25 protein-coding genes are annotated in these 22,579 nt (G+C 63.9%); 3 read left to right on the plus strand and 22 right to left on the minus strand.

From position 1 onward, the window contains the following. Positions 1-16: 16 nt before the first annotated feature. The 4 genes from H582_RS32475 to H582_RS0118965 all read right to left on the minus strand — a co-directional run bounded on the left by H582_RS32475 (position 17) and on the right by H582_RS0118965 (position 2,168). A complete protein-coding gene (locus H582_RS32475) occupies positions 17-175 on the minus strand; it encodes a hypothetical protein (RefSeq protein WP_164820118.1) in 159 nt (52 codons plus the stop codon). A gap of 57 nt (positions 176-232) precedes the next feature. Next, positions 233-928, minus strand: a complete 696-nt coding sequence (prsW, locus tag H582_RS0118955) for a glutamic-type intramembrane protease PrsW (RefSeq protein ID WP_028599800.1) — start codon at positions 926-928, stop codon at positions 233-235. 105 nt (positions 929-1,033) lie between these two features. Next, entirely contained in the window at positions 1,034-1,642 is a 609-nt protein-coding gene (locus H582_RS0118960; protein WP_028599801.1) for a genetic competence negative regulator, read from the minus strand. Between the two features lie 166 nt (positions 1,643-1,808). Continuing rightward, on the minus strand, positions 1,809-2,168 hold the full coding sequence (locus tag H582_RS0118965) for a hypothetical protein (protein ID WP_028599802.1): 360 nt from the start codon (positions 2,166-2,168) through the stop codon (positions 1,809-1,811). Positions 2,169-2,380: 212 nt separating this feature from the next. Here H582_RS0118965 and H582_RS28440 point away from each other — a divergent pair, with 212 nt between their 5' ends. After that, positions 2,381-3,277: a polysaccharide deacetylase family protein gene (locus tag H582_RS28440; RefSeq protein ID WP_052333439.1), complete on the plus strand. Its 897-nt coding sequence runs from the start codon at positions 2,381-2,383 to the stop codon at positions 3,275-3,277. Here H582_RS28440 and H582_RS0118975 read toward each other — a convergent pair. Beyond that, positions 3,274-4,188: a metallophosphoesterase gene (locus H582_RS0118975; RefSeq protein ID WP_052333429.1), complete on the minus strand. Its 915-nt coding sequence runs from the start codon at positions 4,186-4,188 to the stop codon at positions 3,274-3,276. The genes H582_RS28440 and H582_RS0118975 overlap by 4 nt on opposite strands. 277 nt (positions 4,189-4,465) lie before the next feature. Next, positions 4,466-5,059 carry a CPBP family intramembrane glutamic endopeptidase gene (locus H582_RS0118985; RefSeq protein WP_028599805.1) on the minus strand — a complete coding sequence of 198 codons (594 nt, stop codon included), beginning with the start codon at positions 5,057-5,059 and terminating at the stop codon, positions 4,466-4,468. Between the two features lie 62 nt (positions 5,060-5,121). On the opposite strand from H582_RS0118985, the gene H582_RS0118990 reads away from it, so the two are divergent. Next, positions 5,122-6,042, plus strand: coding sequence for a hypothetical protein (locus H582_RS0118990; RefSeq protein ID WP_028599806.1), 921 nt, complete (start codon positions 5,122-5,124; stop codon positions 6,040-6,042). Positions 6,043-6,459: 417 nt separating this feature from the next. After that, positions 6,460-8,052, plus strand: coding sequence for a phosphoglycerate dehydrogenase (gene serA, locus H582_RS0118995; RefSeq protein WP_028599807.1), 1,593 nt, complete (start codon positions 6,460-6,462; stop codon positions 8,050-8,052). Positions 8,053-8,194: 142 nt separating this feature from the next. Here serA and H582_RS0119000 read toward each other — a convergent pair whose 3' ends face one another. The 16 genes from H582_RS0119000 to ribE all read right to left on the minus strand — a co-directional run bounded on the left by H582_RS0119000 (position 8,195) and on the right by ribE (position 22,579). Beyond that, positions 8,195-9,634, minus strand: a complete 1,440-nt coding sequence (locus tag H582_RS0119000; RefSeq protein WP_028599808.1) for a sensor histidine kinase — start codon at positions 9,632-9,634, stop codon at positions 8,195-8,197. 3 nt (positions 9,635-9,637) lie between these two features. Beyond that, positions 9,638-10,354 (minus strand): response regulator transcription factor, encoded by a 717-nt coding sequence (locus H582_RS0119005; protein WP_028599809.1) that lies wholly within the window; start codon positions 10,352-10,354, stop codon positions 9,638-9,640. A gap of 25 nt (positions 10,355-10,379) precedes the next feature. Further along, positions 10,380-11,639: a cytochrome c biogenesis protein CcsA gene (gene ccsA, locus H582_RS0119010; RefSeq protein ID WP_028599810.1), complete on the minus strand. Its 1,260-nt coding sequence runs from the start codon at positions 11,637-11,639 to the stop codon at positions 10,380-10,382. Beyond that, a complete protein-coding gene (gene resB / locus H582_RS0119015) occupies positions 11,636-13,294 on the minus strand; it encodes a cytochrome c biogenesis protein ResB (RefSeq protein WP_028599811.1) in 1,659 nt (552 codons plus the stop codon). The genes ccsA and resB overlap by 4 nt, the downstream gene beginning before the upstream one ends. 54 nt (positions 13,295-13,348) lie before the next feature. Next, positions 13,349-13,888, minus strand: coding sequence for a redoxin domain-containing protein (locus tag H582_RS0119020; RefSeq protein WP_228551434.1), 540 nt, complete (start codon positions 13,886-13,888; stop codon positions 13,349-13,351). Positions 13,889-13,961: 73 nt separating this feature from the next. Beyond that, entirely contained in the window at positions 13,962-14,702 is a 741-nt protein-coding gene (locus H582_RS0119025; protein ID WP_028599813.1) for a pseudouridine synthase, read from the minus strand. Positions 14,703-14,833: 131 nt separating this feature from the next. Continuing rightward, positions 14,834-15,367 (minus strand): spore maturation protein, encoded by a 534-nt coding sequence (locus H582_RS0119030; protein ID WP_028599814.1) that lies wholly within the window; start codon positions 15,365-15,367, stop codon positions 14,834-14,836. Between the two features lie 12 nt (positions 15,368-15,379). Beyond that, complete coding sequence (locus H582_RS28445) at positions 15,380-16,063, minus strand: nucleoside recognition domain-containing protein (protein ID WP_084137428.1); 684 nt, start codon at positions 16,061-16,063, stop codon at positions 15,380-15,382. A 4-nt stretch (positions 16,064-16,067) separates the two neighbouring features. Beyond that, positions 16,068-17,273 (minus strand): D-alanyl-D-alanine carboxypeptidase family protein, encoded by a 1,206-nt coding sequence (locus H582_RS28450; protein WP_373864113.1) that lies wholly within the window; start codon positions 17,271-17,273, stop codon positions 16,068-16,070. A 177-nt stretch (positions 17,274-17,450) separates the two neighbouring features. After that, entirely contained in the window at positions 17,451-17,912 is a 462-nt protein-coding gene (gene ytfJ, locus H582_RS0119045) for a GerW family sporulation protein (protein ID WP_028599815.1), read from the minus strand. Then, positions 17,885-18,571, minus strand: coding sequence for a DUF2953 domain-containing protein (locus tag H582_RS0119050; RefSeq protein ID WP_028599816.1), 687 nt, complete (start codon positions 18,569-18,571; stop codon positions 17,885-17,887). Before H582_RS0119050 ends, ytfJ begins: the two co-directional genes overlap by 28 nt. A 135-nt stretch (positions 18,572-18,706) precedes the next feature. Continuing rightward, a complete protein-coding gene (gene scpB / locus H582_RS0119055; RefSeq protein WP_373864114.1) occupies positions 18,707-19,258 on the minus strand; it encodes an SMC-Scp complex subunit ScpB in 552 nt (183 codons plus the stop codon). 13 nt (positions 19,259-19,271) lie between these two features. After that, positions 19,272-20,054: a segregation and condensation protein A gene (locus H582_RS0119060; RefSeq protein ID WP_028599818.1), complete on the minus strand. Its 783-nt coding sequence runs from the start codon at positions 20,052-20,054 to the stop codon at positions 19,272-19,274. 68 nt (positions 20,055-20,122) lie between these two features. Next, positions 20,123-20,593 carry a 6,7-dimethyl-8-ribityllumazine synthase gene (gene ribH, locus H582_RS0119065; protein ID WP_028599819.1) on the minus strand — a complete coding sequence of 157 codons (471 nt, stop codon included), beginning with the start codon at positions 20,591-20,593 and terminating at the stop codon, positions 20,123-20,125. A 37-nt stretch (positions 20,594-20,630) separates the two neighbouring features. Continuing rightward, positions 20,631-21,863 (minus strand): bifunctional 3,4-dihydroxy-2-butanone-4-phosphate synthase/GTP cyclohydrolase II, encoded by a 1,233-nt coding sequence (locus H582_RS0119070; protein ID WP_052333430.1) that lies wholly within the window; start codon positions 21,861-21,863, stop codon positions 20,631-20,633. Positions 21,864-21,895: 32 nt separating this feature from the next. After that, the gene (gene ribE, locus H582_RS0119075; protein WP_028599821.1) at positions 21,896-22,579 is read right to left on the minus strand and encodes a riboflavin synthase; all 684 of its coding nucleotides are present in this window, start codon (positions 22,577-22,579) and stop codon (positions 21,896-21,898) included.

The following is a 22,579-nucleotide window of genomic DNA, read 5'->3' on the forward strand; positions in this document are numbered from 1 at the left end:
GAGCTTTATGCACCGCTTATATCGGCATTTCTTCGATTTCGAAATCGTCGGTGTTGTTGCACAGGCATTGCTTGAAGCCGGTGTCCACCCTCGCTCCGTCCCTCCTGCCGCGCAGGACGAACTTCTCGCCGCAGATGCGGCAGCGGATGCTCACCTTGACTCTCGCCTCCTCCATGACATGCCTCCTCTCTTTCGCGATCGGTCCTCTCTATTCGCAGTATGGACCGATCCGTCAGAGCTTAACCTCCTCCTCGCGTCCGACGATGCGGAACGGGGAGCGCGCGTTGGCGCGCCCGATCTTGACGAGCCCCCAGATCCAGAGGAACGCCATGAACGGGATGATGCCCCACGCGATCTCGCTGACATCCGAGGTGAGGATCCAGTCGTACAGGCCGTGCCAGACGACCGGGAGCGCGAGCGACAGCGCCAGCAGGCCGCGAACGCTGCGTCGAGGAGCGAACTTGGCCTTGCCGAAATAATAGCCCATCATGATGCCGAAAAGCGCATGGCCGGACACCGGCAGCAGCGCGCGCAGCATGAGGGTCGTGAAGGTGGACGGATAGTACACGGCATAGAGGATGTTCTCGAGCGTCGCGAAGCCGAGCGAGATGCTGGCCGCATAGACGATGCCGTCGTAAGGCTCGTCGAATTCCGTATGGTTGAAGATGATATGGTACAGGACGAACCATTTCGCCAGTTCTTCTACGCCGCCGGACAGGCCGAAGGAGAAGAACACCGGATGGCTGCCGAGCCACAGCTCGAAGCCTCGCTGGATCACCATGACAGGCACGACGATCAGCATGCCGGTTAGGAACAGCTTGAGCACGAGATGGATCGGCTCGCTGTCGTATCGGTCTTTGAGGTAAAGATAGGTCAGCAGCGCGACTCCCGGCGCGATCGCGGCAGTCAGGATGGAGAACAGCAGCAAGCGTTGTCACGCCTCCTTCGGGGGAATCGCTATAGGATCAGCACAAAAAAGGAGCACTCGCTCCGGCAGGCCGGCGAACGCGAATGCTCATTGTCGCTGGGATGGTTAAGAAAAATGATGGCATAGCTCGCGGACCGCGTCGGCGGGCATGATCACTTTGCCGTATTCGTCCAAAACCGCGGAGGTGACGGAGGTCGCCTCGCCGAATTCGGCCAGCACCGCGATCATCGCGTTCTGCACGCCGGCATCCGCCTGGGCGGTGTCGAAGGCGAGAATCCAGCGTCCGTGGTAGGAATGAAGCTTGCCCTCCTCGGTCAATCCGGAAGCCTTCAGCTGCTTGGCGGCAGAGATGACGTCCTCGAAGTCGCGGAACGAATACATGATCGTGTCGCTGGATTCCAGCGTCACTTCCATCTCGTACATTTCCTCGTCCGCTTCGTCCTCGTCCATTCGGCCGTTGCTGCTGACATTGACCTTGCCGCGGGTCACGATGACGACCATGCCTTGAGCGGGCATGGCGATCACCTCGACGGCCAGCGGTCCGTTGGCGTCGAAGCCGAGTTCCGAATAAGCCTGGTCCATCATTTCGCTGAACAGCTCGTGCACTTTCGGTATCTCGCGCCACATGTCGTCCTTCTGGATCCCGCGCTCCAGCAGGTCGTCGAACGTCAGAAAAATGCGAATTTTGTCTTGCCCCAGCCGTTCGATCTTCATGACAGGATCCTCCTCTGCAGCATCGGATATAACAGCGTATGATGCACAAGCCATAAGGTGCGGCATACGTGCCATATGACTATATTACCATTTCCCGCGGAGGAATGCATCCGAACGGCAAAAAAACAGCCGTCCCGCCCATAGGGCGTGGCGGCTGTCGGGAGAGTCAATGCGGCATGGAGGCGCCGGCCTCCGCCAGCAGCTTGTCGGTCTCTTTCTTGACCGCGGGATCGCTGCTTACGAGCGCCGCGATCTGCGCCCACGCCTGGGCGTCGCCGGCATGGGCGGCGGCCGGCTCCGCCCGGCGCTCGGACACGGCCGGCTCCGGCGCGACGGGCTTGGCCGAGCGGCCGATCGTCCCCATCCCTTGACGGAGCGCCCCCGCCATCGACTTCCTCACGACGCCCGACCACAGCTGGCCGGCCGCGACACCGGCCGCCGCCGCCAATCCGGGACGCTTGCGCGCGACATACAGCGCCGCTGCGGCGCCTGCGATTCCACCAGCAATGAAACTTCCCAGCCTCAAGGCCATCTCCTCCTTCGGGTAAGACGCAAGAGCGTCTTCGCTTCGACTTGATGCCGGTAGCTTGTCCATTCCGCAGCCGGTTCATGCCGCTGCCTCTCCGACCGGGTTTCATGCGGCGGCGCGTCGGTTATTATGGTAGAATGAGCATCTTGGGCGTGACCGGCCGAGCTGCCGGCCGCCGCTCCACAATCAGGCATCTGGAGGGAATCTTCTTGACCAACTATCGTCACTACGCGGCGCCGCGGCGCCTTGCCGCCTGCGGCGCGGCAGCCTTGCTGCTGCTGGCCGGATGCTCCGAGGGAAGCGGAGCTCCGGCCTCCAGCCCGGCCGCGTCCCCTGCGGCTTCTGTCGCCAGTCCCGCCGCCTCCGCGGCGACCATAGCGCCGTCGCCTTCCGCATCGCCGAGCGCTTCTCCGTCGCCGTCCGCCTTGCCTTCCCCCGCGCCCGAAACGGCCGAGACGCTGTACCGGATGAGCGACAAGACGTTCCGCTTCGCTCCGATCGGCGACGCTCCGGACAAGGTCGTGCTGCTGAGCTTCGACGACGGTCCGAAGGAAGAGGCCATGCTGACGCAAATGCTGGACGCGCTGGACAAGCACGGCGCCAAGGCGATCTTTTTCGTCAACGGCTATCGGGTCGAGGAGCATCCCGAGCTGCTGAAGCTGATCCACGACCGCGGCCAGACGGTAGGCAACCATTCCTGGGATCATGTCGTGCTGAGCAAAAAAAGCAAAGCCGAGGTGCAGAAGCAGCTCGGCGACGTGCAGGATATCGTGGAGAAGACGATCGGACAGCGTCCGGAGTTTTTCCGGCCGCCGCATGGAGCGGGCGGAGATGTCGGCAAGCAGGTCGCGAAGGAAGAAGGAATGCTGTACATGACCTGGTCGAACGGATCGCTCGACTGGGATCTGAAGGCGACGAAGAAGGATCCTCAGCTCGTCATCGAGCAGGTGCTGTCGCAGCTCCACCCTGGCGCCAACATCCTCATGCACGAGCTCCAGTGGACGGCCGACGGCCTGGACTCCTTGCTGACCAAGCTCGAGGAAAAAGGCTACGGCTTCATCGATCCCGCGACGATCGAGCGCCCCGGCGCACCGGCCGGCCGCTAGCTCCGGGCCGCGGAGCGCGCGAGCCGGAGCAGATGGATCTCCGGCGGGCAGTTCAGCCGCAGCGGCGCCTTGGAGGTGCCGTATCCGGAGCTTACGAGCAGCCGGACCTTTCGAGGTCCGGCTTTTCGCGCGGCGGCCGGCGCCGGCAAGTCGAACCAGCCCGCCCGGAACTTGCGCACGCTGGAGCTGCGCATCGCCGGGCCGAGCAGCGGCAGGATGATCTGGCCTCCGTGCGTATGTCCGGACAGCATCAGGTCGGCCTCGATGCCCTCGTGCCGGCTGCGATGCGCGAGAATCGGATCATGCGCGAGCAGCACGGTGAACGGCATCGATCCGCCGGGCTCGGGGCGAGGCGAGAAGGCCGTCGCCGCCTCATCGGACAGGTCAAGCGCTTCGCGCAGACGGTCGCGCTTCGTCCGGGGATCGTCCGTCCCCGCGAGGCGGAAGGCCGATCGGCCGGGCACGGCGACGTACTCATGCCGGTTGCGGAGCACGCGCACTCCCTCCTGCTCGAGCGCGGCCCGCAGCTCCTCGATCTCGCCGTCGTAATCGTGGTTGCCGTAGACGGCATAGGCCGGGGCGATGCTCCGCAGCAGCGCCATGTTCGACCGCACCTGCTCGAGGCTGACGCCCGTCTCCCGGACGTCGCCGCCGATCAGCACGAGCTCCGCCCCTCCGAGCGCCTCGATCCGCTCCGGCAGATCCGGCTCGAGCCGGCGGCGGTGGATGTCGCTGATGAACAGCAGCCGCAGCCCTTCCAGTTCGGCCGGCAGCCGTTCGAGCGGCACGTCCTCCGGCACGATGTCCGTCCCTTCAGCCTCCTTCAGCATGGTCCGGACGAGAGCTCGACCTCCCAGCGCCGCCGCGGCAGCGAGCGCGGCCGCAAGCGCGGCCCCTATTACCATCTTCATGGCGCAGCACCGATTCCTTTCCCGATCACTGCTCCTGCCGGCTCCGAGTGATCGACGAACAGGCTCCTGCCCCAAATGAACAGGCAGCCGGAGAGGACGATGAACAAAAAAAGCAAGGCGCGCAGAAGCAGCCGGGACAGCTTCGGCCGCAGCGACGGATGCCTGCTTTGGCGGGGCGGCAATCCTGCTCCTGGCGCCCCGCTCTCCGCGCGGCTTTCCTCTCGGGCTGGCGCCCCCCTGTCGAGCCGCCTCCTGCGCCCGAATTTGTCGATCCGGCTCATGCTTCCCTCCTGAATCGGATGATAAGGCCCATGATGAAATCGATCGCGAAATGGGCGGCGATCGGCGCCCAGAGCGTATCGGTCTGCAGGTAGATCCATCCGAGGCCGTAGCTGATGCCGAAGACGAGGCCCGTCGGAATCCAATGCTTGAGGTAGCGGACATGGATCGCCGCGAACAGGATGCTGGTCCAGTACGGACCGAAGCTATGCTGGATCGCGCCGCGGAACAGCATCTCCTCGCACACCGCCACGACGAGCGAGAGCAGCGCGATATGCCAGACCGGCCGGCAGCGGAAAATGCGCTCGTTGACGCCGCCGTCGTCCGCCGCCTCCTCCGGCACCCAGCGCGAAAGGATCAGGTCGACCGCCAGCACGGCAAGCGCGAATCCGAAGCCCCAGTAGAGGAAGCGCGCGTCGGATGGAAGCCCGAGCAGCGTCAGCGGATTGCGGCCCTGAAAAAAACACCAGGCCAAGCCGATAACAAGGGTAACCGCTTGTGTGACATACAGGTTGAGCAGCAGCATGCGGTCCGACAGCTCGTCGACCGACACGCTGCGGACACGGATGTTGCGGATATCGAATTTTTTCATGAAGTCCCGCCTGTCTTGAAGTAATCACAGCCGACAATCAACCGATCGCAAGGAGAATTCCTATGGACAAACATCTGAACCGCTATCAAATGCTTTTCTCGCTCGGCCTCATCTTCATGCTCGCCCTGGCGGTCGGCGCGTTTTTCGCCGGTGTCGAGGTCGGCTCCGCCCGTACGGAAACCCGCTATGAGGCCAAATCGCTCCAGGCTGCGGCGGCGAAGACGGCAGTCGCCTATACGCAGCAGGATCTCGTGTCCTTTTATCATACCGTATTTTCGCCCTACCGTGAATTTCAGAGCGAATGGCTCAAGATGGAAAGCCGTCTTGAAGCCCGCTCGAGCGCCCCGTCGGTCGGCCAGCTGGAGCAGCTCGGCGAGCTTGCCTCCAAAAAGCGCAAGGAGATCGAGGCGGTCGCCCTGGAGGCGAAAGGAAGCCTGTTGACCGAGGCGCGCGCCGACTACCTGCGCAGCCTCGACCGCTTCGTCGACGCGGCCTCGCATCAGAAATCCGCCGCCGCCGGAAGCACGCCCGAGCGCTTCCTGACCGCCCTGCGCGCGGACAAGGACTACAAGCAGGCGACGGCGGATTCGCTCTCCGGCCAGAACCGCTATTATTCCGCCATGCTCGCCTGGGCGTCCTCCACGCGCTCGGCCATCCCGCAGCAGGCCGAGCTGGCCGGCGTCGTCAGCCTGGACAAGTGGAGCTCGAGTCCGCTCGCGGTCAAGAACAAGCTCGTCGCCGACCTGCTCAGCAAGCGAGGCCGGATGAGGGATTTCCTCCCGCAGGATCTGGCCGGAGCGGTCGACCAGCTGATCGAGTCCGGCGAGGCCGACAAGCTCGGCCTGACGAGCTTCCAGGACGCGGTCGAGCTGCTGAGCGGCACCGGCGCGGTCCGCAGCGGCGACTTCTGGCAGATCAAGTCGCGGCTGTACGGCTCCGAGGTGCTGCCGCAGCTTCCGTTTTTCCTCCCGCCCGAAAGCTGATCCGGGTCTGCAAGAATGATAGCTAAAATTTATAGGGCCAGCAAGTTTTCTCATTGCATTTGGGACAACACCGCTTTAGAATAGTAAAGGTCAGCCTTCGGTTGCAGAATGCGCGGTTTCTCGACAGATCTCGCTGCATTCTGCGTTTGCAGCCGATCGCGCTCTAGCACGGACAAGCATTGAAGCCATACAGAAGCCCCGTCATCAAGGCGGCTTCCGTATGCGATGGACGCGGATGGGACAGCTCGTCCCTGCGCCGCGGAAGAGGAACCCGTCCCGGCTGGTCACGATGACGCCGGGCGTTTTTTCTTCTTGGCTCGCCAGCATACACTTTCCATAGCATGACCCGGCGCGGACGCCCCTACCGGGACGTCCCGCCTGCCGTATGCAACCACCATTCGCTAGGAGGCATTCCCCATGTTCAAAGTGTTAGTATCCGATCCGATCAGCGATCTCGGCATCCAGCAGCTCATGGACGCCGAGGACGTGACGGTCGACAAGAAGCCCGGGCTGAGCGAGGACGAGCTCGTCGCCATCATCGGCGAGTACGACGCGCTGCTCGTGCGCAGCCAGACCCGCGTCACCGCGAGAGTGCTCGAAGCCGGCACGTCCCTCAAAGTCGTCGGACGCGCGGGCGTCGGCGTCGACAACATCGACCTGCCGGCCGCGACGAGCAAGGGCGTCATCGTCATCAACGCTCCGGACGGCAACACCATCACGACATGCGAGCATACCTTCGCCATGATGATGGCCGTAGCCCGCCATATCCCGCAAGCGTACGCCAAGACGGTCGGCGGCCAGTGGGACCGCAAGTCGTTCGTCGGCGTCGAGCTGCGCGGCAAGACGCTCGGCGTCGTGGGCATGGGGCGGATCGGCAGCGAGGTCGCGCGGCGCGCCAAGGCGTTCGGCATGGACATCCTCGGCTATGATCCCTTCCTCACGGAAGAAAAGGCGGAGAAGCTCGGCGTCAAGCTCGCGAGCGTGGACGACATCGTGCGCGGCGCCGACTTCATGACCGTGCACACGCCGCTGACGCCGGAGACGCGCCACATGATCGGCGCGGAGCAGTTCAAGGTGATGAAGCGCGGCATGCGCATCGTCAACTGCGCGCGCGGCGGCATCGTCGACGAGTACGCGCTTGTCGACGCGGTCAACGAAGGCATCGTCGCCGGCGCGGCGTTCGACGTCTTCGAGGTGGAGCCTCCGGCAGCGGACCATCCTTTCCTCACGCATCCGAAAATCATCGTGACGCCGCATCTGGGCGCTTCGACGATCGAAGCCCAGGAAAACGTCGCGATCGACGTCTCCGAGCAAGTGCTCCATATCCTGCGCGACGAGCCGTTCCTGAACGCAGTCAACATGCCTCCGGTAGCGGCCGCAGTCATGACCCAGCTCCAGCCGTACTTCGAGCTTGGCGAGAAGCTCGGATCGCTCGCCGCTCAAATCACGGACGGTCCGTTCGGCGAGATTACCGTGGGCTTTTCCGGCGATCTGGCCGAGCTCGATACCCAGCCGCTGACCCGCTACATCGTCAAGGGCATTCTCGCCCATCATCTGGGCAGCGACCAGGTCAACATCATCAACTCGCTTTATTTGGCCAAGGAGCGCGGAGTCAACGTCGTCGTCAACAAGTCCCATACGGCCAAAGACTTCACGAACCTCGTCAGCGTCACGCTGAAAAGCCGCGGCGAGACGACGCATGTCGCCGGCACGCTGCTGACCGGCTACGGCCCGCGCATCGTCCAGGTCAACGGGTATACGGTCGACGTCGCTCCGTCCGGCCATCTCGTCCTCATCTCGCATCATGACCGTCCCGGCATCATCGGCCGCATCGGCACGCTGCTCGGCTCCAACGATGTCAACATCGCGACGATGCAGGTCGGACGCCAGGTCGAGGGCGGCGCCGCGATCATGGTGCTGACCGTCGACAAAGGCGTGCCGAAGGCGGTGCTGGCGGAGATGATCCAGCTCGACGAGCTCAAGACCGCCAAGGAAGTCATCCTTTACTAAGCCGCTCGATCAATGGCTGCGAAGTCCGTCCCTGCGGGGACGGACTTTTTTCGCTTTCATCCGCGGCCATGCGCGCGTTTGTTCCACATGCAACAAGATTTGCCCCTCTGCTTCAACAAAAAAACACCCTTCGAAAAGGGTGTCAAGACAGGATCGGATTCGGTTCGACAGGCAGCAGCAGCGTGAATGTCGTGCCTCGTCCGATTTTGGACTGGACCTGAATGCTGCCCTGATGGGCTTCGACGATGTTGCGGACGATCGCCAGGCCGAGTCCGGTGCCGCCGGAGGAGCCGCGCTTGCGGGCCTTGTCCGCCTTGTAGAAGCGCTCGAAGATGAACGGAACATCCTCCTCCGGGATGCCTTGCCCTTCATCCTCGACCTCCAGCCTCGCTTGCCGCCCCCCCTGCCCTCCGCTCATCCCGAGCGCGAGGCGGATGCGCGAGCCGTCGGGGCTGTGGCGCACGGCGTTGTCGAGCAGATTGGTCAGCACCTGCTCGAGCCGATCCTCGTCCGCCTGCAAAAGCACGATCGGCGCTTCCGGCGCCTCTACCTCCAGGCGGATGCCTCGATCTCCCGTATACACGCTGAATTTGCGCGCGACGCGGCGCAGCAGCGCATCGAGATCGACGACACCGAGGCTGAGCTCCACATGGCCCGCCTCCATGCGGGCCAGATCGAGCAGGTCCTTGACGAGGCGGCCCATCCGCAGCGACTCGTCGTGGATGACCTGGACGAGCTCGCGGCGCTCCTCGGGGGATGCCGCGATGTCGTCCAGCAGCGCTTCGCTGTAGCCCTGGAGCATGGACAGCGGCGTGCGGATCTCATGGGACACGTTGGCGACGAAGTCCCGCCGCAGCTTCTCCAGGCGATGCTCCTCGGTCACGTCGCGAAGCACCGCGACGACTCCGCGCACCGTATCGTCGGACTTGAGCGGCGCCATGACGACGGACCAGACCCCGCCCTGCACCTGCAGCTTTTCGCTGAGGTCGCTGCCTTCCGCGATGACGGTGCGGAACAGCTCCCGCAGCGGCCCCGGCGCGGCATCGGAGCCGGCCGCCCGATCCTCTTCCTCGTCCCAAGCGGCCATGCGCAGCCGTTCGAGCAGCCGTTCTCCGGGCGGATTCGTCAGGACGATGCGCCCGGTGGCATCCATCGTCAGCACCGCATCGGCCATGCTGCGCAGCACGCTCGACAGATGCTCCTTTTCGTGGTTCAGATCGGTGAAGAACTCCTGCAGATCGGCCCCCATCCGGTTGAACGCGCCCGCCAGCTCGCCGATCTCGTCCGAGGAGCGGATCGGCACGCGGGTGCGGTAGTCGCCCTCCGAGATCAGGTTCGCCGCGTCCTTCAGCTGCAGGAGCGGCTGCGTGATCTTGCTGGAGAGGAAAAACGCGAAGAAGGTGGACAGCAGGAATCCGATGATCCCGATGTAGACGAACAGCAGCTTGACCCGGAACGGCTCGTCAAAAGCGATATCGATATACTGCAGGAGGAACATGCCCAAAATGATCAGCACGACCGCCACGAGCAGCATGATCGTGATCCACAGCTTGCCGACGACGCTTCTCCACAGCCAGCGCATCGGTTACTTCGGCACCTCGAGCTTGTAGCCGACGCCCCATACGGTCGTAATCATGGAAGCCGCTTCCGTCGAGACCTTGTTCAGCTTTTCGCGCAGCCGCTTCACATGGGTGTCGACCGTCCGCAGATCGCCGAAGAACTCGTAGTTCCAGACGTCCTTGAGCAGCTCCTCGCGCGAGAAGACCTTGTCCGGGCTGACCGCCAAGTAATGGAGCAGCTCGTATTCCTTGGGCGTCAGGCTGACCTCGTGTCCGCCCGCGGTGACGCGGTGGGCGTCATGCTCGATGACCAGATGAGGGAAGACGATGTTGCTGCTCGCCGCAGTCTCCCGGGTCAGGAACGCGGTGGCGGAGGAGCGGCGCAGGATCGCCTTGACGCGGTAGATGATCTCGCGCGGGCTGAACGGCTTGACGACGTAGTCGTCGGCGCCGACCTCGAAGCCCTGCACGCGGTTCATCTCCTCGCCCTTGGCGGTCAGCATGATGACCGGAGTCGCCTTGATCTGCCGGAGGCGGCTGCATACCTCGATGCCGTCCATGCCGGGAAGCATGACGTCGAGCAGGATCAGGTCGAAGTCCTGGCCGGAAGCGAGACGCAGCGCCTGCTCGCCGTCATCGGCCTCCTCGATCTGATAGCCTTCCTTCTCCAGGTACATTTTCAGCAAGCGGCGGATCCGCTCCTCGTCGTCCACGACGAGGATGCGGTGCACGTATTCACTCATGCGGCACGGCTCCTTTGGTAGTCCTTTATACTCCGGCGTACGAATGCAGGCCGGCGATGACCAGATTGACGCCTATCAGCGTAAACATAATAATAACGAATCCGATGACCGTAAGCCAGGACGAGCGCTTGCCGTGCCAGCCGCGAGAGAGACGCAGATGGAGGTAGGCGCTGTAGAACAGCCAGGTGATGAGCGCCCATACTTCCTTCGGATCCCAGCCCCAGAAGCGCGACCAGGCGATCTGTGCCCAGATCATGGCGAAAATGAGCGCGCCCAGCGTAAAGATCGGGAAGCCGATCGCGATCGCCCGGTAGCTGATCTCGTCCAGATCGTCGGGATCGATGTCGGTCGTCATCGGATGGATGACGGCGCCGAGCTGCTTGCGGAAAGCGAGCCGCAGCAGGCCGTAAAGGATCGCGCCGGTCAGCAGCGACCAGACGACCGTATTGAGCTTGCGGCCGGCGTTGATGCCGTTCATCCAGGACGGCGCCTCAAGCAGCGGCTCGTCTACGCCGAGGAAAGCATCCGCGTGCAGCAGCTCGCTGTTGAACGGCTGGACGATCGGCGGCATCGTATAGCGGACCGTCTCGACGTTCGAGACCGCCTCGCCCGCCTGCGTCACGTCCGCCGTCTCCTGCCGGAATTCGGCCTCGTAGCCCGCCATGCGGAAGCTGAACACGCTGATGATGAAGCCGACGGCGACGATCAGCATGAACATCGTGACCTCGACCCAGAAGCGCTCGCGGCGAGCGCTTTTCTCCTTGCTGGCGTAGTCGACCGTACGCAGCAGGTGGAGCAGGCCGGCCGCGAAGCCCACGGCCAGGAACGCCTCGCCAAGCGCGGCCGTCGTCACGTGGATTTTAAGCCAGTAGGAATTGAGCGCCGGGATGAGCGGCTGCGATTCCTGCGGGAAGACGGAAGCGTAGGCGATGATGATGATGACGAGCGGCAAGGCGAACATGCCGAGGATCGGCTTGCGGTAGATCAGGAAAATGATGACGAAGGCGAGCATGACCGCCATGCCGAGGAACGTCATGAACTCGTACATGTTGCTGACCGGAATATGTCCTTGTCCGATCCAGCGGGTGAAGAAGAACGTCAGCTGCGCGGCAAGGCCGAGGGCGGAGACGATGAACGCGATCCGTCCCCATTTGCGCTCATGCCCCGCCGGATCGCCATGGCTCCATTTGCGGCCGGCGATAGCCATCACATAAAAGAGAAAGCCGAAGCAATACAGGAAAAATGCCGCTATGAAAGCGGAGCTGCTGAGATCAAGCCAATTCACGTCCGATTCCCTCCGTTATCCAAGCTCTTCGGATCGGTCTCGTTGCCGGCCGCCTTCAGCGCCGCCGCGAGATCCGCCCGCATGCCGTACCAGTTTTTGTTCGTGTGCGCGCCGATCGTCGCGCGGCTGCCGTCGACGCGCAGCCAGATGCGGCGGTGATGCCAGTAGGCTCCCATGACGAGGCCGAGCATCGAGATGCCGAGGCCGACCCAGATATACGGCATCGCGAGGTCCTTGCGGACGTTGAGGAACGTCGTGTATTCGACGAAGCTCACGTTCTCCATGCCGTTCACCTTGATCTCCAGCCGGTCCGCGATCGCCGCGTTCAGCTTGTCCTGGCTGAAGGCCGCCTTATCCTTCTGCATCGGGAAGTAGATGTACGGCTCTCCCTTTTCGTCGAGGCCGGGGCCATAGACCATGAAGATGAACGCAGGGGCTTTGGGATCCCGCGACTTGGTGATCGGATTGCCGTCCTCGCCGATCGCGAACTCCATGAAGTTCTGCTTCAGCTCCAGCCGGTACGGCCCGACCTCGAACGTCGTCTCGGGATCGCGCATCTTCAGCGTGAACGGACCGTAAGTCTCGCCCGTCGCCTTGTCGATGACGACCGGCTTGACCTCGCGCAGCACCGCCTTGTTGTCGAAGTCGAACTGGTACAGCTTGAGCCCGTCGTATTCGAGCGGGCTGTTCACTTCGATCGGATGGCGGGCGACTTCCACGAGCTCGGGCTGTCCGGAAGCCGCCGTGCAGCCGCTCCGGCATTCGTACAGGACGGCGTCCGTCCGGTACAGCTTCGCTCTCAGCGTGCCTTTGAGCTCCGCGGGAAGCTCCTCGTCCCCGTAGAACTCGACCGTGAACTTCTCGTTCTTGACGAAGTAGTTCGTATCTTCGATGCGGACGGTGTCGCCCTCGGGTATCGTCACGTACTGGTCCATCTGCCAGGCCGGCACCGCTCTCGCGAGCACGGCGAGCAGAAAGACGATCAGGCCGATATGGTTGATATAGGGCCCCCAGCGGCTGAACCGATGCTTCTCGGCGAGCAGCGCGCCGTCCTTGCGGATGACCTTGTATCGGCGCTTGCGCGCGGCCTGCTCGAAGCGGTCGGTCCACGCCTCGGGGTCGCCCTCGATGTCGCCGCGGTATGCGGCCCGCTGCCGCAGCAGGAACGACTCGTGCTTGCGGATCTGCTGCTTGTTCAGCGCGCGGTACAGAGGCAGCACGCGGTCGAGGCTGCAGACGACGAGCGAGGTGCCGATCAGGACGAGCAGCGAAACGAACCACCACGATTCGAACGTGTGGGACAAGCCGAGCGCGTAATAGATCTCGCCGGACAAGCCGTACGTATCCCGGTAGTAGTCTCCGAGATCCTGCGTCGTCAGGAACGTGTTCTCCTGCGGATAGATCGTGCCGAGCGAGGCTCCGATCAGCGTGATGACGATCATGTAGACGGCGATCTTGACCGAGGAGAAGAAGTTCCAGATCCGGTCCAGCACGGAAGGATGGCTTTTCTGGGAGCGCCTCGCCGCGCCGTCGTAGCGCATCTCGAGCAGCTCCTCGGCCGCGCCGCCCTCGTCGAGCGAGCGTCCGCACGCCTCGCAGAGCACGGTGCCGGCCGGGTTCTGATGGCCGCATTCGCATTTGGTGTTTTGGAACACCGGTGTAGCCTCCTGTCATGTAGCTTGGATGCGGCGGAGCAGGCTGGGGCTGCGTCAGCTTTCTTCGATCAGCTTGAGCACGCGCTCCTCGATGTCCTGCTCCGTCATGCCTCCCTGGTAGACCTCCTCCAGCTTGCCGTCCGGCCGAATGAAGAAGGTTGTCGGATACGAGCGGAGACGATACCTGCGCTCGGTCTCCTTGTCGACGTCGCGCAGAATCGGATAGGTCAGGTTCTTGCCCGCCACGAAATTGCGGACGGTCAGGTTGTCCTCGCTCAGATTGACGGCGAGCACCTCCAGCCCCTCGCTTTTCCATTTGTCGTATTGACGCTGGAACTCCGGCATCTCCTTGACGCAGGGCGGGCAGAAGCTGCCCCAGAAATTGAGGACGACGGGCTTGCCCTCGTAATCGGAGAGCGACACCGTGCGCCCGTCCAGCGTCGAAAGGGTGAACTCCGGGGGCTTGTCGCCCGGCATCGGAAGGCCGTCCTTCGACGCAAACAGCGTCTTGCCGATGGCATAACCGCCCAGCAGCAAGACGCCGAGGAAAATGAGGATTTGCACCGGCTTGCGGGCAGCGCCCTTCATCTTCATGCCACCACCTTATGTAAGCGTTTCTTCCTCTTCATTATAACGGCAAGAAGAGACGGAGCAGCGCACGGCCCCGTTACTTTTTGTGACCATTATGTGAAAGCGCCGCGTCGCGCAGCTCCTTGATCTCGGACAGCGTCAGATGGCGGAACTTGCCGCGCTGCATGTTCTCCAGAACGAGATGGCCGAACTTGATCCGCTTGAGCCGCGCCACCGGATGGCCGATCGCGTCGAACATGCGCCGCACCTGGCGGTTGCGTCCCTCGTAGATCGTAATCGCGATCGTCGCGACTCCGGCATCGACGTCGACGTCGTGATAGTCGGCTTCGGCCGGGGCGGTCATGCCGTCCTCGAGCTTGATGCCCTTTTGCAGCCTCTCGAGCGCGCTGCCGTGCGGGACGCCCTTGACCGTCGCCAGATACGTCTTCGGAACGTGATGGCTCGGATGCGTGAGCAGATTGGCGAATTCGCCGTCGTTCGTCAGCAGCAGCAGCCCTTCCGTATCGTAGTCGAGCCGTCCGACCGGATAGACCCGCTCCTTGATGCCGGGCAGGAAGTCGCTCACGATCTTGCGCCCCTTCGGATCGGATGCGCTCGTGATGACGCCCTTCGGCTTGTTCATCATCAAATAGATCTTTTTCTCGGAGGCGATCGGCTTGCCTTTCACCGTGATCTCATCCGTCGCCGGATCCGCCTTCGTTCCCAGCTCGCGGACCACTTTGCCGTTCACCTCGACCGCGCCGCTCGCGATCAGCTCCTCGCACTTGCGGCGGGAGGCGACTCCGGCGGCGGCGAGGATTTTTTGTAATCGTTCCAATTAAGTTCACCTCACCCACCATCATACCGATTGTCCCGAAAAAGCACAAGGGAGCCCCCTGCCGTCCCTCCACGGCAAAAAGCCGGCGCCCTCTCCGCAGAGAAGGCGCCGGCCGCGGCAGGACGCACGGTTCAGCCGAATACGTAAAGGCAGATGAAGACGGCGGCCAGGAAGCCGACCAGGTCGGAGAACAGCCCGACCTTGAGCGCGTAGCGCGTGCGCCGGATGCCGATCGCGCCGAAGTAGACCGTGAGCACGTACAGCGTCGTGTCCGTGCTCCCTTGGATCGTCGAGGCGATCCTTCCGATCATGCTGTCGGGTCCGTAGGTCGCGATCAGGTCGGAAGTATAGGCGAGCGAGCCCGCCCCGGTCAGCGGCCGCAGCAGCGAGAGCGGCAGCACCTCGCCGGGAACGCCGAGCTGGCGCAGCATCGGCTCCATCGCGCCGGTGACGTAGTCCAGCGCGCCGGAGGCGCGGAACATGCTGATCGCGACCATCATGCCGACCAGATGCGGGATGATGCCGATGGCGGTGCCGAAGCCCTCCTTGGCCCCTTCCGTGAACGTCTCGTACACCGGCACCTTGCGGAACGCGCCGTATAAAGGAATGAAGGCGATGATCGCGGGAATCATCCAAGCCGACAGCAGATTGATGAACGAATGCATGCTCCTCCCCCCTTACGCTTCTGGAGGCAGCTCGCGCCGCCCGCCGAGCCGGCCCGGAGAGCGCGCCGCGCGGCGGGGGCGGCTCGCAGCCCCTCCGGCCGGCGGCGCCATCGGCGGCTGCTTGCTCCGGCTGCGGTACCAGCGGTCGAGCAGAATCGCCGCGGCCGTGGCGACGGCCGTCGCCGCCAGCGTCGTGCCGACGATCTCCGCCGGATTGGCCGAGCCGTAATTCATGCGGATCGCGATCAGCGTCGTCGGCACGAGCGTGATGCTGGACGTGTTGAGCGCGAGCAGCGTGCACATCGCCGGCGTCGCCGTCGCGGGATCGGGATTCAGCTTCTGCAGCTCCTGCATCGCCTTGATGCCCATCGGGGTGGCGGCGTTGCCGAGGCCGAGGATGTTGGCGCTCATGTTGCTCATGATGTAGCCGAGCGCGGGATGGCCCTTGGGCACGTCGGGAAAGAGAAGGCGGACGAACGGGCTGAGCAGCCGGGCGAGCCGCGCCAGCAGGCCGGCATCCTCGGCAATCCGCATCAGCCCCATCCAGAACACGAGAATGCTGACCAGGCCGAAGCAGATCGTCACGCCGTTTTTCGCTCCGTCGAACGCCGCCTGAGTGACCGCATCCATGCGTCCGGTGGCGGCCGCCACGACGACGCTGACGACGATGAAGCCGAGCCAGATCCAGTTGACCATCGGCTCACTCCCCTCCCGTCGCGAACAGCGCCTTCAGGCTCCTCGACAGCGCCGCGCCGAGGCTGGCGGGACGGCTGGAGAACATGCCTCCAGGCCGGAACGATGCCGTCGCGCGGTCCGGCTGGCCGATCCGCGGGCTGCCTGCGTCGTAGACGGGCACCGCTCCGATCGCGCGTCCGTCCAGCGTCCACTCGAGCCTTCCCCGCTCGCCGAGCGCATAGGCGAGCGCGTCCTTCTCGCGGCTGAGCAGCACGAGGCGGTTGGACAGGCCGGCCTCCTCGCCCTCCGCCAGCGGATAGCGCAGCTGGCGGCCCGACGCCAGCGAGTATCCCTTGAGCGGCTCGCCTTTCGACGCCAGCGTCTTCAGCTCGTAATGCTCGAAGCCCCAGTCCAGCATCGACGCATGGTCATGCCAGTCGTCCCGGTCGTTCAGCGTCACGGCGGCCAGCTGCTGGCCGTCCCTCGTCGCCGAGCTGACGAGGCAGCGCAGCGCCGTCTTCGTGTAGCCCGTCTTGACGCCGTCGGCGCCGTCGTACAAGGCGAGCATCTTGTTTTTGTTCGCCCAGCTGTAGTCCCAGCTGTCGAACGGATTCGGCGCCTTGTGCACCTTCGTGCCGACGATTTCCGCGAACACGGGATTTTTCAGCGCATAGGCGGTCAGCTTCGCCAGATCGTTCGCCGTCGACAGATGGCCCTCCTGATCCAGCCCGTGCGGGTTCATGAACGTGGACCGCTCGAGCCCGATCCAGGCCGCCTTCTCGTTCATCATCTTCACGAAGCCTTCCTCCGAGCCGCCGACATGCTCCGCGATCGCCGTCGCGGCATCGTTGCCGGAGCGCAGCATGAGGCCGTACAGCATGTCCTTCAGCTTCATCTTCTCGCCCAGCTTCAAATAGATCGACGAGCCTTCCTTGCCGACGGCTCGCAGACCGACCGTGACCGTGCTCTCCAGGTCGCCTTCCTCGATCGCCGTAATGGCCGTCATGATCTTGGTCAGGCTGGCGATCCGCATCGGCTCGTCGGCCGCTTCGCTGCTGTACAGCAGCCGGCCCGACTCGACGTCGATCAGCGCGGCCGCGCGCGCGCTCGTCGTCGGCGGACGGGGAGCGTCCGCCGCCTTTGCCGCCGGCGCCGAGAGCAGGCTCGCGCCGAGCAGCGCGAGACCTGCGGCGGCGGCGGCCGTTCGTTTCCACGCACCTGCAATAGCCACGGTATCCTTCCTCCTCCTGGCATGCGAAAGCCGCTGGCGGCTCCCGTCTCCTGCTGCCATTGTATGTATCTTGTCCGGCCGATATGAACAAGCCGGTCCTGTCCGGCCGGAAACCGCAAAAAAAGCTGTCCTCCGGGGAGGACAGCCGCTTGCAGCAGCCGGGACAGGTCCGCGGCGCTAAAGAATCGGATCGCTCGTGATAAGAGTGCTCTCGACGCGCTCGACTCCGTCGTGATGACGGAACATGCCCTGGATCTTCTCGAAGGCTCCCGGCACCGCGTCGATGACGCGCTCGACCAAATGCGTCTGGTTGTCGAGCGGAACGACGCGCACGCCTTGCGTGCCGACGACGAGGAACGCGATCGGCGTAATCGATACGCCGCCGCCGCTGCCGCCGCCGAACGGCAGCGCGACCTGCGCGTTATGCCCGTCGGCATGGGTCGAGCTGCTGCGCGCCCCGCCGTCCATGCGGATGTCGCTGCCGCCGGCCACGAATCCAAAGCCGACTTTGCTGATCGGCATAATGACACTTCCGTCCGGCGTCTGCACGGGGTCGCCGACGATCGTGTTGACATCCACCATTTCCTTGATATTCTCCATGGCGGTTTGCATCAGGCCTTGAATAGGATGTTCTGCCACAGTCTGACGCCTCCTTCCGTTCTCATCATCCGGACCAGCAGCTGCAGTCCGGCAAGGATAGCATTGCCCAAGCGGATTTCCGCTATGCAGTCGAAGCTCGTCTCCAGCCGTGCCGAGCGGTAGTCGGGCTGAACGTCCATCTGCGGCTTGGCGGTCAGCCGGCACAGCTGCGACAGCAGGCCGAGCGCGGCCGTCTGCAGCGACCAGACCGCGCCGGTCGACATCGCCGTCCAGACCGCGTCTCCGGTGCCGATCGTCGTCCGCCACGTCCAGCGGCTGATCTCCACCTTGTTCAGCGTGCGCCGCACCAAGCCGGTCAGGTTTTCCGTCCGCCGCAGCAGCTTCCAGGCATCCTGCAGCAGCTCGGCGATGCGCGAGGCGCCGATATCCTTCTTGTCCGCCGATTCGGCATGCAGCAGCGATGGACTGTCGGCCTGCGCGAGCTCCTCCACCTGCAGCCCATTTTTGCCGAGCTTCATCATCGGAATTTCCCATTTGAACTTCAGCAACCCGAACAGCGTCTTCACCTGAAGGGACAGATTGTCGTCGCCTTCATGCCGCGACAGCTCCGCTCGGGCGCGGACCGGAACGGCCGCGATCGCGGCGGCGAGCAGCAGCGGCACGAGGACGACCGCCAGCCAGCCGAGCCATGCTCCCATTCGGATTCAGCCCCCTTTCCGTCATTCGGCAGCAGGAGCGCGCGCCGATGGCCGGACCGCTGCCTTTTCCCGGATAGCATGCCCAGAAATGACAAAAAAGACCGGCCCGCGGCCGATCTTTTTCGTAGATGTCGCTTATGGCTCGGAGGATGAGCCTTGGCGGCCGTCCAGGCGGCCGAACAGCAGCTGCGTCTGCTCCTCGAGCTCCGCCTCGGGCGTCATCGCCGCCGGCTCCGGCAGCGCTTCGAGCGAGCCGAGCTCGAAATGGTCGAGGAAGGAGCGGGTCGTGCCGTACAGGATCGGCCGTCCGATCTGCTCGGCGCGCCCTTTTTCCTCGATCAGATCCTTCGCGACGAGCGTCTGGATCGCTTTCTCGCTTTTGACCCCGCGGATCTCCTCGATCTCGACCCTCGTGATCGGCTGGCGGTAGGCGATGATCGCCAGCGTCTCCAGCGCCGCCTGCGACAGCGTCGAACGGGACGGCGAGTAGGCCATCCGCTCGAAATATGGCGCATGCTCCGGATGGGTCGTGAAACGGAACGCTCCGGCGACCTCGGCGATGCGGATGCCGCGCCCGGCCTGCTCCAGATCGGCCTTGAGCTCGCGCACGAGATCCTCCGACAGGCGCTGGTCGATCTCCACGATCTCGGCGATCTGCCGGATCGTCAAGCCCTCGTCGCCAGCCATGAACAATAATCCTTCAATAATCGATTTCAGCTGCTGAACCATCACGATCCGACGCTTCCCCTCTCCAATGGATGACGATATCATCGAACAGACTGTTCTGGAAGACGCGGACCTGCTTCATCTTCATCAGCTCGAGGATCGCGAGGAACGTCACGACGATCTCGTGGCGCTCCACCGCTTCGCCCACGAGCCGGGAGAACAGCGCGGTCTCATGCTCGCGCAGCAGCTCCGAGATGTCGCGGATGCGGTCCTTGACGGATATCTCGTCCCGATGGATGCGGGCGACATGCGTCCGCCTGGCCGCCTTGCGGAGCGCCCGCCGGAACGCCGCCATGATGTCGCCGAGGTCGAGCCCTTCCAGCGGATGGGTGTCGTCCTCCTTCATGTACGTCGTCAGGTCCTCGGGCTCCTTGCTGTAGACGAGGCTGCGCGCCATCTCGCGGTCGCGCAGATGCTCGGCGATCTGCTTGTAGCGGCGGTATTCCACCAGCTTCTGCACGAGCTCGTCGCGGGGATCGAGCATGCCTTCGTCGTCCCAGGCGTCCTCGTACTCGTCCATGACGGGAGGGCGGGGCAGCAGCTGCCCGCTCTTGATCGCCAGCAGCGTCGCGGCCATCACGAGGAACTCGCTCGTCACGTCCAGCTCGAACTCCTGCATCGCATGCAGGTAGTCCATGTACTGATCCGCGATCCGGCTGATCGGAATGTCGTAGATGTCGATCTCTTCCCTGTCCAGCAAGTGAAGCAGCAGATCCAGCGGCCCTTCGAATGCTTCCAGTTTGTACAATAGGCTCATGCCGCTCCACCTCTTCCTGTCCGCCGGTATCGCGAAGCTAAAGGCCGCTGTCTCGCCTCAGGCCAGGCTCAGCCTTGAATCGCCCGCGTCAGATTCGCCATCTCGATCGCGGCGGCAGCGGCTTCCCAGCCTTTGTTGCCGGCCTTCGTCCCCGCGCGCTCCACCGCCTGCTCGATCGAATCCGTCGTCAGCACGCCGAAGATCGTCGGCACGCCGGTTTTCAGATTGATCGCGGCGACGCCCTTGGCGACCTCGCTGCATACATAGTCGAAATGCGGCGTAGAGCCCCGGATGACGGCGCCGAGAGTGATGACGGCATCGTACTTGCCGCTCTCCGCCATCTTTTGCGCGATCAGCGGAATCTCGAACGCTCCCGGCACCCACGCGACCTCCACCTCGTCCTCGCCCGCGCCATGGCGCTTGAACGCGTCGAGCGCGCCGCTCAACAGCTTGCCGGTGATGAATTCGTTGAAGCGGCCGACGACGACGCCGTATTTCAGCCCTTGCGATACCAGATGTCCTTCGTAATATTTCGTCATGTTTTCAAACCCATCCTTCTATTCTAATTTATTCGGCTTAAATTTCAAACTCCAACAGATGGCCAAGCTTCGTTTTTTTCGTGTTCAAGTAATTCGTGTTGCTTTCGTTGCGCTCCATCTGGATCGGCACCCGCTCGGCCACGCTCAGTCCGTAGCCCTCGAGGCCGCGGATCTTGCGCGGATTGTTCGTCATGAGCCGCATCCGGCGGACGCCGAGATCGCGCAGGATCTGCGCGCCGATGCCGTACTCCCGCAGGTCGGGCCCGAAGCCGAGCTTCAGGTTCGCCTCGACCGTGTCGAGCCCCTGCTCCTGAAGCTGATAGGCTTTGAGCTTGTTGATGAGGCCGATGCCGCGCCCTTCCTGACGCATGTAGAGCAGCACGCCGCTTCCCGCCTCCTCGATCTGGCGCAGCGCCGCCGCCAGCTGCGGACCGCAGTCGCAGCGGCGGGAGTGGAACACGTCGCCGGTAAGGCATTCGGAATGCACCCGCACGAGCGTCGGCTGCTCCGGATCGATCTGTCCTTTGACGAACGCGACATGCTCCTTGTCGTCCACCTCGTTCGTGTAGGCGACCGCGCGGAAGACGCCGAAGTCGGTCGGCATGTTCACCTCGACGACCCGCTGCACCAGCTGCTCGCGGCGGCGCCGATGCTCGATCAGCGACTGGATCGTAATCAGCTTGAGATCATGCTTGCGCTTGAAGTCCGCCAGGTCCGGCAGCCGCGCCATCGTGCCGTCCTCGCGGATGATCTCGCAGATAACCGCGCCGGGCTTGGCGCCGCACAGCTTGGCCAGATCGATCGCCGCTTCCGTATGGCCGGCGCGCCGCAGCACGCCGCCGTCCTTGGCGATCAGCGGGAATATATGGCCCGGGCGGCGGAAATCGTCCGCGCGGGCCGCGCCGTCGACGAGCGCCCGCACCGTCTCGGCGCGCTCATGCGCGGAGATGCCGGTCGTCGTGCTCACATGGTCGACGGAGACGGTGAACGCGGTGCCGTGGTAGTCCGTATTGCGGACGACCATCGGCGGCAGGTCGAGCTCTCGCGCCCGCTCCGCCTCGATCGGCACGCAGACGAGCCCGCGCGCCTCGGTAATCATGAAGTTGATGACGGCCGGCGAGATCGTATCGGCGAGCGCGATCAGATCGCCCTCGTTCTCGCGATCCTCGTCGTCGACGACGATGACCGGCTTGCCGGCCAACAGATCCTGCACCGCATCCTCGATCGCATCGAATGGCGACGCCCCGTCTTGGTGGTGTAATCGTTCCATGCTTGCTCCTCCTTCGTTGCCTTGGCTCACACTTATGCGAATCCGTTCTCCGCCAGGAAAGCGGCCGTCAGCGAGCTGCCGGCGGCGCCTCCCGGCCTGCCGGCGCCTGCGGCGTCCCCTCTGCCGCCGAACCGCAGCAGATGGTCGACATATTTGCCGAGCACGTCGCATTCCAGATTGACGGTCGCTCCCGCCTGCTTGCTCTGCAGCACGGTTTCGGCGAACGTATGCGGGATGATCGACACCGAAAAGGCGTCCTCGCCCGCCTCCGTCACAGTCAGGCTAATGCCGTCCACGGCAATTGAACCGCGCGGAATGATGTAGCGGCGCAGCCCTTCGTCCGCGGGCCGGATCGTGAACAGCACCGCGTTGGCGTACGCCCTGCGCTCGACGATCCGCCCGATGCCGTCCACATGGCCCTGGACGATATGCCCGCCGAAGCGGCCGTCCGCTCGCATCGCCCGCTCCAGGTTGAGCGGGCTGCCCGCCGGCAGCCCGCCCAGATTCGTATGCCGGTACGTCTCCGGCATGACGTCGGCCTCGAAGCTGTCGGGCCCGCATCCGGTCACGGTCAGACAGACGCCGTTGACGGCGATGCTGTCCCCGAGCCGGACGCCCTCCAGCACTTTGGCGGCGCCGATGCGGAGCACCATCGCCTCTCCTTTTCGCGCCGCGCCGCGCAGCTCTCCGATCTCCTCGATCAATCCGGTGAACAT

Origin of the sequence: Paenibacillus pasadenensis DSM 19293, from assembly GCF_000422485.1 — a bacterium.
Lineage (GTDB): Bacteria > Bacillota > Bacilli > Paenibacillales > Paenibacillaceae > Paenibacillus_O > Paenibacillus_O pasadenensis.